General features: G+C 47.4%; 19 protein-coding genes. 7 read left to right on the top strand and 12 right to left on the bottom strand.

Going from position 1 to position 18,076, the window contains the following annotated elements:
- Positions 1–209 precede the first annotated feature (209 nt).
- From K0504_RS17465 to K0504_RS17455, 3 genes are all read right to left on the bottom strand, one after another.
- Positions 210–689 carry a DUF2780 domain-containing protein gene (locus K0504_RS17465; RefSeq protein WP_220105448.1) on the bottom strand — a complete coding sequence of 160 codons (480 nt, stop codon included), beginning with the start codon at positions 687–689 and terminating at the stop codon, positions 210–212.
- A 244-nt stretch (positions 690–933) separates the two neighbouring features.
- A complete protein-coding gene (locus tag K0504_RS17460) occupies positions 934–1,491 on the bottom strand; it encodes a lipid-binding SYLF domain-containing protein (protein ID WP_220105447.1) in 558 nt (185 codons plus the stop codon).
- A gap of 105 nt (positions 1,492–1,596) precedes the next feature.
- Positions 1,597–2,133 (bottom strand): SixA phosphatase family protein, encoded by a 537-nt coding sequence (locus tag K0504_RS17455; protein WP_220105446.1) that lies wholly within the window; start codon positions 2,131–2,133, stop codon positions 1,597–1,599.
- Between the two features lie 130 nt (positions 2,134–2,263).
- On the opposite strand from K0504_RS17455, the gene K0504_RS17450 reads away from it, so the two are divergent.
- Complete coding sequence (locus tag K0504_RS17450) at positions 2,264–3,139, top strand: DMT family transporter (protein WP_220105445.1); 876 nt, start codon at positions 2,264–2,266, stop codon at positions 3,137–3,139.
- Here K0504_RS17450 and K0504_RS17445 read toward each other — a convergent pair.
- The 3 genes from K0504_RS17445 to K0504_RS17435 are packed head-to-tail and all read right to left on the bottom strand — an operon-like array spanning position 3,136 to position 5,670.
- Positions 3,136–3,435 carry a SelT/SelW/SelH family protein gene (locus tag K0504_RS17445; RefSeq protein WP_220105444.1) on the bottom strand — a complete coding sequence of 100 codons (300 nt, stop codon included), beginning with the start codon at positions 3,433–3,435 and terminating at the stop codon, positions 3,136–3,138. The genes K0504_RS17450 and K0504_RS17445 overlap by 4 nt on opposite strands.
- Positions 3,428–4,564 (bottom strand): bifunctional chorismate mutase/prephenate dehydrogenase, encoded by a 1,137-nt coding sequence (gene tyrA, locus K0504_RS17440; protein WP_220105443.1) that lies wholly within the window; start codon positions 4,562–4,564, stop codon positions 3,428–3,430. Before tyrA ends, K0504_RS17445 begins: the two co-directional genes overlap by 8 nt.
- Positions 4,565–4,599: 35 nt before the next feature.
- Positions 4,600–5,670 carry a 3-deoxy-7-phosphoheptulonate synthase gene (locus K0504_RS17435; protein WP_220105451.1) on the bottom strand — a complete coding sequence of 357 codons (1,071 nt, stop codon included), beginning with the start codon at positions 5,668–5,670 and terminating at the stop codon, positions 4,600–4,602.
- A 159-nt stretch (positions 5,671–5,829) separates the two neighbouring features.
- Between K0504_RS17435 and K0504_RS17430 the strand changes: the two genes are divergently transcribed.
- Positions 5,830–7,821: a putative bifunctional diguanylate cyclase/phosphodiesterase gene (locus K0504_RS17430; RefSeq protein ID WP_220105442.1), complete on the top strand. Its 1,992-nt coding sequence runs from the start codon at positions 5,830–5,832 to the stop codon at positions 7,819–7,821.
- A gap of 94 nt (positions 7,822–7,915) precedes the next feature.
- Here K0504_RS17430 and rplS read toward each other — a convergent pair whose 3' ends face one another.
- Genes rplS through rpsP form a run of 4 tightly spaced genes read right to left on the bottom strand, consistent with a single transcriptional unit; the run spans position 7,916 to position 9,830 of the window.
- The gene (gene rplS / locus K0504_RS17425; RefSeq protein WP_220105441.1) at positions 7,916–8,263 is read right to left on the bottom strand and encodes a 50S ribosomal protein L19; all 348 of its coding nucleotides are present in this window, start codon (positions 8,261–8,263) and stop codon (positions 7,916–7,918) included.
- A 26-nt stretch (positions 8,264–8,289) separates the two neighbouring features.
- Entirely contained in the window at positions 8,290–9,027 is a 738-nt protein-coding gene (gene trmD / locus K0504_RS17420; RefSeq protein ID WP_220105440.1) for a tRNA (guanosine(37)-N1)-methyltransferase TrmD, read from the bottom strand.
- A 14-nt stretch (positions 9,028–9,041) separates the two neighbouring features.
- The gene (gene rimM / locus K0504_RS17415) at positions 9,042–9,563 is read right to left on the bottom strand and encodes a ribosome maturation factor RimM (protein WP_220105439.1); all 522 of its coding nucleotides are present in this window, start codon (positions 9,561–9,563) and stop codon (positions 9,042–9,044) included.
- Between the two features lie 15 nt (positions 9,564–9,578).
- Positions 9,579–9,830 (bottom strand): 30S ribosomal protein S16, encoded by a 252-nt coding sequence (gene rpsP / locus K0504_RS17410; RefSeq protein ID WP_220105438.1) that lies wholly within the window; start codon positions 9,828–9,830, stop codon positions 9,579–9,581.
- A gap of 173 nt (positions 9,831–10,003) precedes the next feature.
- Here rpsP and K0504_RS17405 point away from each other — a divergent pair, with 173 nt between their 5' ends.
- Positions 10,004–10,654 (top strand): SRPBCC family protein, encoded by a 651-nt coding sequence (locus K0504_RS17405; protein WP_225918207.1) that lies wholly within the window; start codon positions 10,004–10,006, stop codon positions 10,652–10,654.
- Here K0504_RS17405 and soxR read toward each other — a convergent pair.
- Entirely contained in the window at positions 10,651–11,091 is a 441-nt protein-coding gene (soxR, locus tag K0504_RS17400) for a redox-sensitive transcriptional activator SoxR (protein ID WP_220105437.1), read from the bottom strand. The two genes, K0504_RS17405 and soxR, sit on opposite strands and share 4 nt — an antisense overlap.
- A gap of 160 nt (positions 11,092–11,251) precedes the next feature.
- On the opposite strand from soxR, the gene K0504_RS17395 reads away from it, so the two are divergent.
- Complete coding sequence (locus K0504_RS17395; protein WP_220105436.1) at positions 11,252–11,392, top strand: hypothetical protein; 141 nt, start codon at positions 11,252–11,254, stop codon at positions 11,390–11,392.
- A 46-nt stretch (positions 11,393–11,438) separates the two neighbouring features.
- On the opposite strand, the gene K0504_RS17390 is transcribed toward K0504_RS17395, so the two are convergent.
- Complete coding sequence (locus K0504_RS17390) at positions 11,439–12,587, bottom strand: M20 family metallopeptidase (RefSeq protein ID WP_220105435.1); 1,149 nt, start codon at positions 12,585–12,587, stop codon at positions 11,439–11,441.
- Positions 12,588–12,863: 276 nt separating this feature from the next.
- Here K0504_RS17390 and K0504_RS17385 point away from each other — a divergent pair, with 276 nt between their 5' ends.
- The 3 genes from K0504_RS17385 (at position 12,864) to K0504_RS17375 (ending at position 18,053) form a co-directional block, all read left to right on the top strand.
- Complete coding sequence (locus K0504_RS17385) at positions 12,864–13,826, top strand: ATP-grasp domain-containing protein (protein ID WP_220105434.1); 963 nt, start codon at positions 12,864–12,866, stop codon at positions 13,824–13,826.
- On the top strand, positions 13,819–15,252 hold the full coding sequence (locus K0504_RS17380) for a helix-hairpin-helix domain-containing protein (RefSeq protein WP_220105433.1): 1,434 nt from the start codon (positions 13,819–13,821) through the stop codon (positions 15,250–15,252). The genes K0504_RS17385 and K0504_RS17380 overlap by 8 nt, the downstream gene beginning before the upstream one ends.
- 119 nt (positions 15,253–15,371) lie before the next feature.
- Positions 15,372–18,053 carry a M14 family zinc carboxypeptidase gene (locus K0504_RS17375; RefSeq protein WP_220105432.1) on the top strand — a complete coding sequence of 894 codons (2,682 nt, stop codon included), beginning with the start codon at positions 15,372–15,374 and terminating at the stop codon, positions 18,051–18,053.
- The last annotated feature ends 23 nt before the right edge of the window (positions 18,054–18,076 follow it).

Here is an 18,076-nt window from a genome sequence, read left to right as displayed (position 1 = left end):
TGTTTATAGGTCATATCGCCTTTTTCAACTTGCTCAACAACAGACAATTTAAAGGCTAGTGAATAATCGCGCTGAGTCCGCTTTCTTATTGAAGGAATTCGCTTTTCCATCATAGGTCTCCAATGTGTAAACCTATTTCAGGACGGGACATTAAAAAGCGACCAAAAAGCCAACGACAACCGCTGGCTTTTTTGGCTGATTGGAGCCGCTTAGAACGGCAAACCAAGCGAGTTTTTCAACGACGTAAGCATGGCTTGACCACCTTCGGTCTGCACATACTCATACACCGTATTCACTAACGGGCCAGCCAATTCTGGATCGAGCCCTAATGCAGACAATGATGAGTTGAGCATATCCAGATTCCCCGCGGTTTTACCTAAGTCGCCACCAAGACCACCCAGTAAGCCACCAACTTCCGAAGACTCAACTTCTGGAGCTGCTTTTAGCAAATCAGACATATCCGGCACAATGCTCGACAAATCACTAAAGTCACCACCCGACATGCTGCTTTGCGCCATGCTAAATAAGCTGCCTAACGCGCCGCTAGCTTGCTCGCTTGAAATGCCCAGCTGGCTCGTTACCGTATCGAGTAATGACGCTTGCTCAGCCTTTGCTGGCATTGCCATCAAAGCGCACACCAACATCAAGCCCGTCACTAAAATCGAGCTAAATTTTTGTAATTGCTGCATATGAAGTTCCTTGTTCAAAAGATTGTTGTTTTAACGAGAAGAGGCTGCGTCGTACAGCCAGCTGTATGGAGGTTAGTACATATCGACAAACAAACCATAACACGATGAAAATTAAGCTTAATAACAGCTAAAAATTGGCTCATAAAAATCCAGCTTATTATTAACAATAGCGGCCACAAAAAAGCCAAAGTAGCAATTTACTTTGGCTTTTTGATGCCAGCAGAGGCAAGAGGCAACTGCCTTGTTAATTCAGATCGTCATCTTTCCAGTACTTGGTGCCTTTTACCGTAGCCTGTAGAGCAAGACCATTTTCGGTTAGCTGGTAAACAGTGATATCACCGATCGTAGTACCGGCACCGGCTTCACCGCCTTTTTTGCCCGATTTAGCCGCGGCGTCGGCTTCTGCACCAAATCCCCAACCATCATCAACAAATTTTTCCATCGCTTCTTTGGTGTGAAACACAAATAGCACTCGGAAATCTTTCGCACCTAAACCCAAGCCGATGCCACCTTCACCCATCGACATATAAGTGCGTTTGCCACTGCTGCGGTCCACCACCACACCAGAGCCACCGCCGGCTGCTACAAAGATTAAATTAACCTGCACATTAGAAAACGTTGCATAGCCAACACTGGAGTTCACCAGCGTTTTGGCAGCAGGGTCTTCTTTGTAAATTTTTTGCAGGATACTTTGGCTTTCTTCATTAATTTCAGTGCGCTCTTCAGCAGGATCGGCTTGCGCAACAAAGCTACTGAAAACCAGTACCAAACTGGCGAGGCCGGACATAATAAGACGACGCATGGTCACTCCTTGTTGTTGTTTTTTTAAATTACATCAACAGTATAGTCAGGCTTATCGAAAGCAACGACAAAATTTATAACTTGGCCCAAACAGGCTTAAGTAGGTTTAAATCGGCTGACAGACGAAGTCCATTCGCAGCGATGTTAACTCGGCGCCATCATCGCTGATCTGAACAACCAAGATCCGATCAAACTCATGATGTTCGATTGCTGGCACGGGCTGGCTAGCTAACAGTGCTGCCAATTCAGGCGTGGTATTACTGTGCCCGACCACTAACGCATCCTCTCCTTGGCGTTTCAATTGCTGTGCGAACCCAGCCAAATCTCGCGGATTATAAGACTCGATAGCGGTATTAAATAATCCAGCACTAGCCGCAGCTGTATGACGTGTTCGACGATAATCGGTGCTGTAGATTGTGAGGTATTTAGTTGCGGTCTTTTGCAACCAAGTCGCAAAGTAACTAGCTCGTTGCTGACCGCAGTCAGTTAAGTCAGGATCCTTGCCGCTTTGTGGATTATCGACCTTCTCAGCATGGCGCACCAAGTAAATGGTATAAGGCTGCAACTCAGCTTGCAGAGGAAAGCAAAGTAGTGAACAGAGAAACGTTAATGAAATCAGATTCCAGCGAAAGTTTCGATTCATGGCTTAGGCGTTCCAGTTCGCGATGTATTGGATCATTTAATGACTGGCAGCTTACGTGATCCTCGCCTGAGTTGCATCACGCCGACCAGCAAGGCATGGTAGCCCGTAACGTTCCGTTGTATTAATGATCATGCCTCTGCAACCCAAAACAATCCTATTGACGGTATTGGCCTTGCTCGCTTTCGCAGCAAATTCGCTACTAACCCGGCTTGCCTTGGCCGATCAGGTCATCGATCCAGCCAGCTTTACCGGAATTCGTTTGATCAGCGGAGCCATTTTGTTAGCCATCCTGTGTTGGTGGCCCAACCGTCACCGTAACAAGCATGATAAAAGTCTTTGGCGCAGCGGAAGCTGGGTTGCGGCCATGGCTTTATTTAGCTACGCCGCACTATTTTCATATGCGTATTTGATATTGGGTGCCGCAATGGGGGCGTTGTTGCTATTTGCGGCCGTACAGTTAGTCATGCTGCTCGTTGCTTGGGTTAAACAGCGAAAACTCGCGACAACAGAATGGATCGGATCGGCGTTGGCACTCGCCGGCTTAGTTTACTTATTGCTGCCACACGCGACGACGCCAGGGCTTGTGTCTGCCGCCATGATGATTATTGCTGGCGTGAGCTGGGCAATATACACGCTGATGGGGCAACGGAGCTTATCGCCGACGCAAGACACCGCCGCTAACTTCATCAAAGCCATACCGTTCGCTTTACTATTAGTGCTAATTGCCATGCCGTTACATAGTTCGTGGCAAGGTGTGGTGTTGGCGATCGCTTCGGGGGCTTTAGCATCAGGCGTTGGCTATGCGCTGTGGTATGCCGTGCAGCCACAGTTATCAACCACCCTGAGCGGTAGCCTTCAATTGCTGGTTCCGCTGATTGTTGCGGTCTTTGGTGTGGTGTTATTGGATGAATCAATTACGGTGCAACTGCTCATTGCCGCAGCATTAATTTTGGGTGGAATAGGCCTTGTTATTACCGGTAAACGTTCTGTGCCAGCGAACAATTAAGGTGTGTCGGAATGGCCTAAGTCGCGCTCAGGATTCATCACATCACGAAGGCGTTGCTTCAACACTTTGAGCTCAGGGAAACCACCTTCGCGCTTACGAGACCACACCAGCGCATCATTCAGCCAAACATCAAATTGCCCTTTGCGGCCAGGTCCAAGTGCCACTTCCTCAAGTTCATTTTCAAACGTCGTTAGTAACTCTTGTGCCGTCCAGGCTGCACGCATCATCCAACGACAGCCGGTACAATAACGGATCCGCACAGTCCATGTTGGCGACGCTTGATGCTGTTCAGTCATGGGTGACGCGGTCGTGAGCAGCAAGCAGTAAGTCGCGGCTTTCGGATTGGAATTGCGTAGCAAAACCTCCGAACCAATGAGCCACTTCGTTAAATTTCTTAACGAAAGCTTGCTTGTCTCCTTGCTCCAGCAAGGTCAATGCTGACGTAAAGTTCTGCAGGTAACGTTTAAACATTTTAATGTTTTCTGGCGCCGCGGTAATAATGGACGCATACAGTTCACCGTCTTGCGCGAACAACCGCCCGACCATGGCCAATTCCAAGCGATAAATAGGAGAGCTAAATGCCAACAAGCGAGCCAGATCGGCATCTTCATTCTGCAGGTGCATGCCGTAGGCAAAGCTCGTGAAGTGACGAAGCGCTTGAACCATGGACATGGTTTCATCATGCTCTTGGCCATCTGATTCATGCAGACGAGGCCCCCACAAGCGCATTTGATCCAACACCCACTGGTATTGCTCGGCACCGCGGCCATCGCAATGAATAATGACTTGCTTGGCAAAACTTGCAATGTCGGGACCAAACATCGGGTGTAGGCCAACAACTGGGCCATCGTGGGCCGCCATCATGGCTTTCATCGGTGCTTGCTTAACCGAGGTTAAATCAGTCAACACGCAATCAGCAGGCAGCTTGGGTAAACGCTCAATGGTTACGACGGTTTTATCAATGGGAACCGAAATCACCACCAAGGATGCATTCGCCACAATCGCTTCAGCTTGATCCCAGTCTTGGCTTCCCAGTATTTTCACACTGTAACCCGATAAGCGGAACATGTTGACGAACAAGCGGCCTAGTTTGCCGTTGCCGCCGACTACAACCACATCACCAGCCGTTGGGTTCACCTGTTTGAAACCTGCATCATTTTCACTGGCGTAGGATTCACGCATGGCGCGGCGCAGCACATCTTCAATCAAATCTGCTGGCACCCCCATTTTTTCCGCTTCCGCCCGACGCTTAGCGAGCATCGCTGCCTCACGCTCAGGCACATACACCGGCAAACCGTGTTGGCTTTTATATTCACCAACCGCATGAACCAGCGCTAGTCGCTGTTTAAGCAGCGACAATAAAGCTTGGTCCGTTTCATCAATCTGATCACGGAGTTGATCTAGGTTTGCAGGTGAAATGTTCATACAGCGAATCCTTGTTTACAGCTAACTTGCGGATATTACCTACGATCGGGCAAGGCGTCAGCCATTACCTTGTGGGCATGCTCTAACAAGTCTGCTGTTGTCTGCCAGTTAATGCAGGCATCCGTGATCGATACACCGTACACCATGTCTTCTGGTTTTTGCTCGCTCGACTGATTGCCTTCGCTCAAATGACTCTCCAGCATAATGCCGATAATCGAACGATTGCCATTGGTGATTTGAGTGAGCACATCTTTAGAAACGATTGGCTGACGGCTGTAATCCTTATTGGAATTACCGTGGCTACAGTCGATCATCAAGCTTGGCGTTAAGCCTACTTTCTCTAATCCAGCTTCACACTCAGCAACGGCTTCAGCATTAAAGTTCGGTCCTTTCGAGCCACCACGCAAAATAACATGTCCATCTGGGTTACCTTCCGTGTTAATCACGGCAACCTGCCCCATGGTATTGATACCCAAGAAGCTATGGCCGCTTGACGCCGACTGAAGCGCATTAATTGCAGTGGTTAGGCTACCGTCAGTACCATTTTTGAAACCAACTGGCATCGACAAACCACTCGCCATCTCGCGGTGAGTTTGTGATTCGGTGGTACGAGCACCAATGGCAGACCAAGCAAATAATTCAGATAAATACTGAGGGCTGATCGGATCAAGCGCTTCGGTTGCCATCGGCAAGCCCATTTCAGCAATTTGAATTAACAATTTACGAGCGCGTTTTAAACCCGTTTCAACGGCAAACGTACCGTCCATATGAGGGTCATTGATATAGCCTTTCCAGCCAACAGTTGTGCGAGGCTTCTCAAAGTACACACGCATCACTATGTATAAGGAATCTTGATATGCTACCTGTAGATCCCGCAATCGCTTCGCATATTCCAATGCCGCCGTTTCATCATGAATAGAACAAGGGCCGCAAATAACCAGCAGCCGAGGATCGCGATGATGAATAATATCGGCGATGGTATTGCGAGACGCTTTAACCGCGTCCAATACAGTTTCAGAAACAGGGAATTGAGCCTTCAATTGAGCCGGCGTAATCATCACGTGCTCAGATTGAATATGAATGTCGTTAATTGTGTCCTTCAAAATTTACACCTCAACGCAAAACGGGCCAGTTTTGCCAAATAACCATAAACAGTGGGGCGCAAGTGTGTTATAGATGAAATAAAAAATCAAGGTGTACACCAAACGAAACAGCAGTAAATTTTACGTTACACCCAAATTAAGCGAATAGATAAGCGGGTAGAGATGTTGAATTCCAGTGTGCTAGCACGCTTTAAGCACTATAAAGTGACGATCAAAGCAAGGGCTTATCGAGCCTTTGTATCGTTCAGCGAAAACCCCAAACGTTATAGCCGAACGCTCGCGCTATTATTGGTTGGCGCTTTGCTGATGATGCTATTTGAAAGCTACCAACTGCAGCACCAACTGTCGCAAAGTAGTCAGCACGCGGTGATCACCCATCAGGCTAAATTGGAGGCACTCAGCGCCAGTAAATTTCATCTCAGCAAATACCAACTGCTGGTAGAAAATTGGCCCCAATTCAAATCATTGAAAGCCGACACTGAACTTGAGCAGGCTCGCGCCACCGCCAATGAGCAACTGGCGCAACTCGATGAGCAACACGTTTCGCAACTTTGGCAACAAGTGCTGGCGCTCGACTACCAGCTACAACTAGTGGCCGAACCGAGCAGTAATCAAGCGCTAGCACTCGTCAACAAACTCAATGCAACATTGCGCGACGTACACCTAGCGCTTGACCAATCAAACACTGAACTATTTGCCCTCATTCAGGCGCAAAGCACTCAAAACCAGCGTTTCATCGACGATGCCAAACAACGATCGTTGTACCTTGACGGCGCCACCTTGCTGCTAGTGATCTTAGCTTTCGCAGTGCTTTATCGGTATTTTCGAGCCAGCCAGTTCTATCGCCATAAAGCTTTTCATGATCGCGTCACCGGTTTGCCTAATCAGTCGAAGATGTTGTTAGATCTTCACCAAAAACGCCATGGCAACATGCTGCTGCTCGCACTGGAGCTCAATAACATTGAACATTACGTTGCAGGTCAGGGTTACAACATTATCGAGCAGATCCACCAGTCCTTCTCTCACCATTTGTTGAATGTCCTAGCGCAGCTTGAACTTAATTATTTTCAGGTGTACCGCAGCGGCAAAGGGATCTACTTGATCAAAGGCTGCGTGGCCGATCAGAACAAAGTTGCCGAAGTGATCAAACGTATTCGGGCTGCGCTTATCAAACCCATTTCAACCAGCATTGGTGAATATCACCCGCGTTGGAATCGTGGTGCCACACTCATTTCACCAAACACTGCGCCAGAAAAGGCACTTGATCAGCTATATGCCGCTTTAGCCGAAGCAGGCTACGAAGGCCAAGACTCGCTCCAGTTTTTCTCGTCAGCGTTGCGAGATAAGCGTAAGCGACGCTGGAAACTGCAGCAGCTGCTAGGGCAAGCGATGCGCGAAAATCAACTCGCGCTTCATTATCAACCCCAATTTGAAATGAAAAGTGGCCGCCTAATGGGGGTTGAAGCACTGCTGCGCTGGCAAATAAACGGCAAAAACGTTGCCTCGCCGGCTGAGTTTATTCCAGTTGCCGAACAAACAGGCCTAATCATTGAAATGGGTCGTTGGGTAATTAGAACCGCCATTCATCAGGCGGCGTTTTGGTATCACCATAATCAGCCGGTCAAAGTTGCCATTAATATTTCACCACGGCAGTTTGAACATCCCGACTTTATTTCTGAACTCAAACAGCTACTTAACATCACTCAACTACCGCCCAAATTCATCGAGCTTGAAATCACTGAAGGCGTGTTAATGAAAGATGCTCAGGGCGGCTTAGCAACGCTCCATGATCTCAAGAAAATTGGGGTATCACTGGCCATCGATGACTTTGGTCAGGGCTATTCGTCATTGAGTTACCTGCACCGCTTTCCCATCGATAAATTAAAAATCGACCGCAGCTTTGTTACCGACGTGCACCATTCAGAAATGGATCAAGTGATTGCGCGCATCATTATTGAATTAGGTAAGCAACTGCAGCTAGAGGTTATCGCTGAAGGCGTGGAGCTGGATGAACAAGCCCAATGGTTGATAACAAATGGCTGCCAATTGGCACAGGGTTATCTAATGGGCAAACCTGTTAGCTGTGGTGAATTGCAACAACTGCTCGACCAACAGCAATTGCCGTTGCCGCCAATTACTCCCAATGCCGAATAAGTGGTAGGACGCTAAATTTCAGGTATAAAAAAGCCCGCTATTGCGGGCTTTTTCATGCTTGGCACTGGAACCGGAAACCGAATTAAAAATGGGTTTAGTTGAGCTTTTCTTTAATACGTGCAGACTTACCTGAACGATCACGCAGGTAAAACAGCTTAGCACGACGAACATCACCGCGACGTTTCACGTCAATGCTATCAATCATTGGGCTGTGAGTCTGGAAAGTACGCTCAACACCTTCGCCATTAGAGATCTTGCGAACGGTAAAGGCTGAGTGAAGACCACGGTTACGCTTAGCGATAACCACACCTTCGAACGCCTGTAGACGCTCACGGTTGCCTTCTTTTACTTTAACTTGTACGACAACTGTGTCACCTGGCGAGAACGCCGGCACATCAGTTTTCATTTGCTCTTCTTCGAGCTGCTTAATGATATTGCTCATAAGATTTCCACCCTAGGTAACTGAAACTAAGCTTTCTCATCGAGATAAGCCGCAAGCAATTTGGCTTGCTCGTCAGTCAGAGCTAGACCTTCAATTAAGTCGGGCCGCCGTTCATAAGTCCGAATAATGGACTGCTGAAGTCGCCACCGACGAATATGTTCATGATTGCCACTCAGTAACACTGAGGGCACGTTTTTCCCGTCTAATAATTCAGGTCGTGTGTAATGTGGGCAATCTAACAAGCCTTCGGTAAATGAATCTTGCTCAGCTGACGCTTGTTTACCCAGCACACCCGGAACAAACCGAGCAACTGAATCAATCAATGTCATTGCTGGCAACTCACCACCACTTAAGACGTAATCACCAACCGACCATTCTTCATCAACTTCCGCTTCAATTAAGCGTTCATCAATGCCTTCATAGCGGCCAGCAACTAAGATCAGTTTGTCGTTTTGAGCAAGCTCACAAACGCCTTGCTGATCCAACTTACGCCCTTGCGGTGATAAATACACCACCTTGGCTCCCTCGCCTGCCGCTGCTCGCGCAGCTTGAATGGCATCACGAAGAGGTTGCACCATCATTAACATGCCCGGACCACCGCCGTAAGGCCGGTCGTCCACGGTTTGATGCTTATCATGGGTGAAGTCGCGCGGGTTCCAGCAATGAAACTCAATGAGCCCATTGCGGACTGCTCGGCCAGTCACACCATAATCAGTAATGCTCCGGAACATTTCCGGAAACAAGCTAACAACACCAAACCACATGATCACATACCTGACTAAAAGCCAGGGTCCCAATCCACGGTAATTTTCTTCTCGGCAATATTAATGTCGAGAACAAATTGACCGTCGATATACGGGATTAATCGTTCTGTTTGACCGAAGCCATCATTTGGATTGGCTTTCACCCGCAGCACATCAGCTGAGCCGGTTTCCATCAATCCTTCAACTTTGCCTAGGTTGTAACCTTTGTCCGTCACCACTTCGCAACCAATGAGGTCACGCCAGTAGAACTCACCTTCGAGTTCAGGCAAAACAGACTCATCCACTGCAATAGTGGCATTAGTCAGGCGTTCTGCCTCGGTGCGGTCGTCAGTGCCATCGAATTTTGCCACTAGCCCTTTATTGTGCCAGCGCCAAGCTTCAATCGTCACTTCCTGCCAGTTACTCCCTTTTTGGATATACCAAGGGGCGTAGTCGAAAATGCCTTCAGTCGCATCGGTCGCGGAGTGGACTTTTACCCAACCCTTGATGCCGTAGGGCGTACCAATTTTCCCCACAACAACTTTATTAGCGGACATAACCACTCTCTAACCTTATGCTTGAGCTTTTTTCAGCTCTTTAACCAACTGAGCAACACGGTCAGAGGTTTGTGCACCTAGACCTACCCAGTGATCGACGCGTTCCAGATCTAAGCGCAGGCGTTCAGCGTTACCACGAGCAACAGGGTTGAAGAAACCCAATTTTTCAATGAAACGACCGTCACGCGCACGACGAGAGTCTGCAACTACGATTTGATAAAACGGAGTTTTTTTAGCTCCGCCACGTTGTAAACGAATGGTTACCATACCGTCCTCTATCTCTATAAATAGGGGTTTGCGGTTCCAGTGTTCCCCACAAGAAACTTGCGCCCCCTGCGGGAAAGCGGACGGATCTTACTAGAAACTGGTTAGAATGCAAGCAAAACCAAGAAAAAGAGCAAGTTGAAAAGGGCCTGTGCAGCAAGTTATTGAAAGGCCCCATGACGGCCAGAAGCGCAGCTGACAAAGCATCACTTGAAATCGATTTAAAGGCGCGAAATCAACATGCTAAAGTTGAGCACTACGAGCCTTTATCAATCAAACTTTATTATTCACCCCCAAAGCAAAAAACGGATGACGACATGCGCGGAATAGTCCTTTGTATATCATTGATGATGATGACCAGCTCTGCTATCGCTCAGGTAGTTCATATCGCCCCGCATGGTTTTATCGTTGAAAACCAAGTTGTTATTAATCAACCAGCCGAAAAAGTTTGGCATGCATTAATCGAAGATGTCGATCAATGGTGGCCCAAAGATCATAGTTGGTGGCAGGGTACGTTCTCAATCGACGCCAAGGCTGGCGGTTGCTTTTGCGAAATCAGTGGTGGCAAATCAGCCGAGCATATGCGAATTAGCTTTGTTGAGCCCCGCAAGTTATTACGCATGACGGGCGGATTAGGGCCGCTGCAAGGAATGGGGATGCATGGAGCTCTCGATTGGCAGCTTGCCAATGAAGGCTTAAACACAAAAGTAACCCTGACTTATCGCGTCAGCGGCATTGATCCCGACGGTTTTGACAAGCTTGCGCCGGTTGTTAGCCACGTACAGGGGTTACAATTAAATGCACTGAAGCACTACTTGAGCCGTTAACGCGGGTCTAATAAAACAGGCCCAGGCCCTTGTTCGGCAAGTTCATCATCGGGGTTATATAACGGACAAGCTTCCATGGATAAACACCCACAGCCAATACAGCCCGATATCTGATCGCGCAGCCGCTCCATGTATTGAATTTTTTCAGTTAGCTTTGCTTGCCAAGTGGCAGAGAGCTTTTCCCAGTCGTTCTTGTTGGGCGTCCGGCTATTGGGCAAGGCGTCAAACGCGCTTTTAATCTCCTCTAAGCTGATCCCCATCGCCTGAGCCGCTTTGATGATAGACACTCGCCTAAGCACATCGGGTTTAAACCGCCGTTGATTCCCTTGGTTTCTTAAACTTCTGATTAACCCTTTTTGTTCATAAAAATGAAGTGCTGAGACGTTAACCCCACAGCGCTTGGCAACTTGACCAACACTGAACTCTTTGTCAGCCATAACCCACTCCATAATTTTTTAGTCATGCTAGAGAAAAAAGCCCTTTACCTCAACTTAACTTGAGGTTTTATGCTTGATGGCAGATTCAAAACATGGAATCACAACACGGGTTCATCACTCTGATTCGCAACTCTGACAAATACGAAAGGGAGCCAACATCATGGAATATATTCAAACTTCACTGATACCCGCCAAAGTAGGGTTAATTGCCAAACCGAAAGACCGCAGTCAGCAGCAAAAAAACAAACGCTGGTTACTTAAATTGCTCAGCATCTTTAATGGCACCATGCGCAACAAGTAGCCGCCGCTCATGGTTATTAATCGCAAGAAACGATCACACGCTGCGGTTAGCCTGCCGCAGCAACGGGCGAAACGCTACCAGACGAGACATCTGGACGAGCCATCTCAAAATGGCGAAGGATTTGAGTCGTTTCATCAATGCGGCGCTCAAAACTTGCTTTAAGTGCCCGCTCTTTCGGAGTGTGATCACCGTCGCCGAATGGGCCAAAGCCATCAAGAGTGGGTACGCCTGCTGCCGCAACAATGTTGGCATCACTGACGCCCCCTCGTTGCTCCGTTGGTAAGGAATAGCCAAGTACCGATTCAATGGTTGCCAATAGTTGCGCTTGTGCCGAGCTAGGCTGCATTACATCGCGTTGAATACCGCCTGATAAACGCGCTTTCACCCCCGCAATAGCTGGTGTTGCAACTAACCGTTCTAATTCAGCTAAAACCCGATCACGCTCGGAAGTTTGGGTATAACGCATTTCGACAAGTAGCTCAGCACTTGGCGAAATGGTATTAGCGCCAATGCCACCGGACATTTTGCCAACATTAACCGTGGTACCTTGCGCCAAGTCGGTTAATCCTTGCAACGCCACCAGCAGGTGTGCCGCCGCTAGATTGGCATTACAACCATCAGCATAATGATTACCAGCATGAGCACCTTTTCCGGTCAGTTGCACCTTAAAGGTACCAACGCCTTTCCGGCCAATCACCACTTCATGGTTAGGCCCTGCGGCTTCAAACACCAAGCAAGCGTCGTAATCTTTGGCCAGCTCTGCTGTTAAGTATTTGCTGTCATCACTGCCGGTTTCTTCATCGCTCACCAGTAACATATCGATATTGCGTATTTCACCCAATTCGGCATGTAATCTGCGTAGCGCGCACAGAGCGATATAGTTACCACCTTTCATGTCACAAACACCGGGCCCATAAATCCATTCTTCATCTTCGCGAAAGTCGGTAAATGAGTTAATCGGAAATACCGTATCTAAATGGCCAAGTAGTAAAATTCGCTTGCGATTATCACGCTCGTTTGAAGATTGAGAAAAAAACTTAATATGGTTGCCAATGGCATCTCGTTCGAAGATTTCTGCCTTAAAACCAAGCGCGGTCATCCAGCTTGAGAAAATGATACCGTTTTCATCCACTCCGGACTTGTTTCTAGTGTGAGAATTTAACTCAATAATTGAAGATAACTCTTTAAAATCCATTATAAAAACCTAGTTACGCACCAAATAAGACAAAAAAATAAAACTGACTAGAAAATCCACCTAAACATTGCACCATTTTGGCCAAATTTGAGCCTGAAAAATGGCACTTTCTTTACTAAGCAACAAATGTGCAATTTTCACACAATTGAAGCTAGTTTTTGCAACATTTTTGGGTTAAAAAGGCGCCGACGAAACCTAGTAGGACAACGGAGTAATTTCTAACGCGGGAACCTCACGTCAAATTTCCGCATCACCTCGTATTGGGACAATGGATCGATGGCAAAGCATAAGGTTGGTTTTTGGTTGTATGAAAATGGTGGTGGTTTAGCCATCCAGAAAAAATTTGAAGAACAATTGTTAGAGCGCGATATACAAGTCGTGCCCGACTTAAATTTGCGCGAAGCAAGTGCATCTAGCGGCACAATTCTGTGTAACGGCGTTTCGATGGAAGAATTATCACTTTATTTTTCCTACAACGCGGGTCAACAAACACAGTATCAAATCTATCTATACGATATGGTTGATCGCCTAATTCCGGTGATTAACAACTTCAATTCATTTGCGCTAACCGAAGATAAATTCAAAACCACGCACCTGCTGCGCCAACACAATATACGAACACCAGATTACCGACTTTGTCACCGGAATGATCTGGACAGCCTACGCCTTGCGATGCGTGAATGGGGAGGCCGCGCTGTATACAAACCAACCGATGGTTGGGGTGGCATTGGTATTGTTCGCTTAGAAAACGAAGAATCGTTAGACATGCTGCAACCTTTCTTACACCAATTAGACGTGCCGCACTTTTTTGTCGAACGCTACATCGACAACGACAACACAGATTTTCGTATCGACATTGTCGATGGCCAATTTGTCGGTTGCTATGGTCGCCAAGCACCAAAAGATCACTGGAAAACCAATATCACCAGTGGTGGCCAGGTAATCAACCGAGAAGCAAACGATGAGGTGATCGATATTGCCCTCAAAGCTGCAGCGGCCACAGGATTAGAGATCGCCGGTGTTGACCTACTGTATGACCGCGAACACGAAGAGTATGTCGTTCTGGAAGTCAATGGTATTCCCGCCTTTGCCACGCCAGAACAAGAAGCCAACGGGCTTGATTTTAACAACCGCAAAATTGAACTGATTGTCGATTTGATTGAGCGCCTCGTGCAACACCCAGACCAACGCAATCATCGCCAATTAACCACTAGCACTAACGAGAATACAAATGCCTGAATCACGCTCAACCTTACCTAAGTTAGGCCTGCTGTACATGACACACGTACTGCGCTTTTTCGATCGCTCAAATTTCAAATCTTGGCCTGATCGCATTGAGCATGTGACATACCGATGGGGCAATGACAAACAACGTTTCATTGATGAAGTGAAACGTAAAAAAATTGAAGTGCTAATCGGTAATGTTCCTGCCACTGCCTACGAAACGTTTCGTGAAATCGCCCGAGCATTGCCGGGTGTCCGTTTTGTTCCATCACTTGATACGCAGTTTTCAAATAAATCAAAAGAGAACGTGACGCACTTCTGCCACAAATACGATTTGCCCGTGCCAGACACCAAAATATTTTACGATCTCGAGCAAGCTGATTTGTACTTGCAACAGAGCGAATTTCCAAAAATCATCAAGCGTAGTTACGGACCGTCTAACTACGGTGGCTACTACGTCCACAAAGTGGATTCATATGACGAAGCGATAACGTTGCTCAATAAAAAGCGTTATCTACCCGCCTATGTGCAAGATTTTGTGCCGATGAAAGCCGATATTCGGGTCATGCTAATTGGCCATAAGCCTGTCTGTGCGTTTTGGCGTCGCCCACCAGAAGGTGAATGGCTAACCAACACATCACAAGGTGGCAGCATGGATTATCAGGATGTTCCGCAAGAGGCTTTAGATATTGCTGTTGCCGCATCACAAGCCGCCAATGCCGAATATTGGGCTTGTGATATTGCACTCGGGCATGACGACCAGTTCCGTATCCTTGAATGCGCTACAGCTTTTGCTGCATTCCCGTATATTCGTGATTGGATTGGCCAATACTTATGCTGGCACTTCTCAGACGGTAAACTGCGCCAACCACACATTCCTGACTACAACTGGGAAGAGCTGGGCAAGATATCAACCCACGTACTGCGCACCTTACGTCATGTGAATTTCAGCTCACAAGCAGAGGTTTACCCACAAACCGATGGCGGCGAAATGTTTGAGCAAATGACCCCTCGCGGCTATCCGATTTTAAGTGTGCAATATAGCTCGGTTGAAGAGTGGCCAAGCGAAACTTGGAACTTCCAAGATTTACTCGGTCGCAAACCTAAATCGGCAACACACCAGCAGGCTAAGCCGGTAGCTGAAAGTAGTGAAGATGTGGCCATTGTAGTAACCGCGAGTCATACTGCTCCAACTCAAGCCGAAGAAGACGTTGTTCAAGCTGCCGAATGGGCGGAAGAACAGGTGCGCGACTTTCTATTAAGCATCAGCGGTATTGGTAACAAAACTGCCGAGCAGATTATTGGCACGCTGACATCAAACGGTGTTGTCCAAGCTCTGCGCGAAGATCCGATGCGCCTGACCCAAGTTAAAAGCATCAAACAGAAAAAGCTCGACAGTATTGTCGAGCAATGGCACAAAGTAGATCAAAGCCTGAGTTAAATTCAGAAAAGGGTTGATTGTTGTTTCAAAACCGCAACAATCAACCTTCTAACCTCTCATTCGATGAGTTCAGCTCTCAAGCTGAGCCAGACATCAGTCTCTACACGGATCATCCGCGCATGAAGCAACAATATATTTCCTATCAGCAAACCATCGATTTCCTCAAACAAGCAATGGGCGAGCACCCACATCTAATTCGCTTGCAAACCATTGGTGAAACATGGGAAGGCCGCCCGATTATCATGGTGACAATGTCGCTCGATGTTGCCTACGCAGATGAAAAACCAGCGTTGCTCTACACAGGTACCATTCATGCTCGCGAGTGGATTGGTATTGAGTTGTCAATTGCCTTTATTAAGCATGTTATTGATAACTATAAAGTTGACCCAAAGTTACTAGACACACTAAGTCGCAATACCTTGTACATGGTGCCGTGCTTGAATCCAGATGGGTTTGAATATTCTCGCAATCACTTTTCATTCTGGCGCAAGAATCGCCGCGACAATGGTGATGGTACTTTTGGCGTAGATTTAAACCGCAACTTTGGCGTTCGCTTTAAACAAAGTAATGATACTAGCGTCAACACATACGGTGGCCCTGCGCCATTCTCTGAGCCAGAAACGCGTGCCATTAAAGACTTTGTGGAGCGCCACCCGAACATAACCATTGCTTTGGACTATCACTCCCAAGGGAATGTTTTTTTCCCGGCTCACAAATTCAATCACGAAGCTGAAGTTGAAGGCACGGACTTAAACGTGCTGTGCGCCAATATGGCTCGTGAAATTGAACGAGTTACAGGCCGTCGCTACGGTATTCATCGTGGCAAACCCCCGACAAATCTCATTCATGGCAGCGGCCGCGAATATTACTACTCGCAGGGCATCATAGGTACCGTGGTTGAAGTTGGTACTCGTAACATTCCTGACTACCTCATCAACATGTCACAAAGTGTTGATGAGAACATTCCAGCAGTCTTGTATGCGTTAAAATCGGCAACGAATTACTCCAAGCATGCCCCTAAGCGAGTGGAGAACTTCACTGTTGAAAATATCGGCTCTAATGAAGTGACGCTCAGTTGGGATGCCGAAACAGCCCCCGATTTGTATTTCGAAATTTACCGAGCTGAACGAGGCAAAAGCCCATGTGTGGATGAAAATTTAGTCGCAATCACACGTACCCAAAGCTATACCGATGTTCAACTCAAAAGTGGCCACCGCTACTTTTATAACATTCGCGCAGTGGATCGCGTCCGCAAGGTTAAATCGCCATGGGCGCCAGAGGTTCAGCTTAAAACCTTGCTTGCTAAAGATGAGTTTTCCCACACCGCTTTTCCAATGAAAGCTCAGGTGGGTTACGTTGGTGAACGCACGTTAAAACGCAATGCTGAGCACTTTGGTCACAACTCTTTATTTGTTGGCGTAAACCGCAACAAAGGCTGTTGTTTTGGCGTCATCATGTTCCAATTTGGAAGTCTGCCAATAGACGTACTATTGCGCAAAGCATCACTTGCTTTGTACCCAATGGATCGCGTCAACGCTAAAATTGAGCGCTATGGTGAATGGTCTATTTCGATTCTGGACGAAGCCGAAATCACCGATATTACCAGCTACGATCAGATTGCCAACGCGCAAGCATTGCAAACCCTCGGCAATGCCATTGAGTCTGACAAGCTGACCCAAGGGATCTGGAGCAGCTGGAACTTCACCGAAATCGAGCGAGGTATTTTGAGCCAGCAATTTGCCTCGGGTCGAGTCATTCTGCGGATTGAAGGCCCTACATCATTGCCACAAGGCCATGACTCGCAGATGATGCAGTTCGATATAGGTTATGGCCGCTTTGGCGGCGGCATCCATTATCGTCCAAGCTTGCAACTTATTTACACCAAACAGCCCAAAACAATGGAGTTTTCTCCGGCTGCACTAAGCACCATTGCGCAAGCAGGTGTTAAACATGAGCAACTACAAAGTGGTTTTGATGCCCAAGGCGATAAAGTTTACGGTAGCTTAGCGTTCTCACTAGCGGGATTACCAAAGCCGGACGAAACGGTGATCACCACGGCTTACGTCAAACTCAGTGCGCAAAACAAACTCAACACCAACAAAGATATTCGCTTTACCATGGAATTGGCGGAGCTAGAGGATTTAGATTACCAAAGCGTTCGCTCACGGGATCAAATCGAATTTGTCGGCTATGAAGTCAGCAATACCCAGCTCAAAGAAAATAGTAGCCACGACTTTGTTTTTGATAGCTATTGCCGGAACCAATTGGAGCAATGCCACAGCGACAATCGAGATGTGTTTTTGTTGCTGCGCCCGACCACACCATCACAAGAAAAAAATGCGCTGATCGACTGGTTTGCTCAAGGCGATAATAAGCAAGCTAAACTCGTCATTGAATACATTGAGCGACGCAAGCAACCGTTACCGCCACCAACAGATTTCAAAGCTGAAATAGAGAACGGAAAGGTCAAACTAAGCTGGACATCACCATCACACCAAGATCTAGTAGGCTGTTATGTGGTCCGCAATCGCTTCCATCCGCCCCGCTCTCCATTTGATGGCGTGAAACTATACGGCGGCAAAGACGGTTATACCTACGACTCTTTTGGCAACGCAAACATTCCCAAGTACTACTCGGTCTTTAGCTACGATGATGTACCTAACTACTCGCAGCCAGCGAGTATGATGTTCAGTGTTGATGAGGTCATTCACATTGAAGAAGATGTGATAGAGACGCAAGAGGAAGAGGAAGAGCGCTTACAGCGCGAAGATGAAGTACCCGAGCCAGTCAACAACAACTAGTATCGGCCTAACGTAGCGCCCTT

The organism is Neiella holothuriorum, assembly GCF_019457915.1.
Taxonomy (GTDB): domain Bacteria; phylum Pseudomonadota; class Gammaproteobacteria; order Enterobacterales; family Neiellaceae; genus Neiella; species Neiella holothuriorum.
Note: the sequence above shows the minus strand (reverse complement) of the source record. Positions and strands in the feature narration are given on the sequence as shown.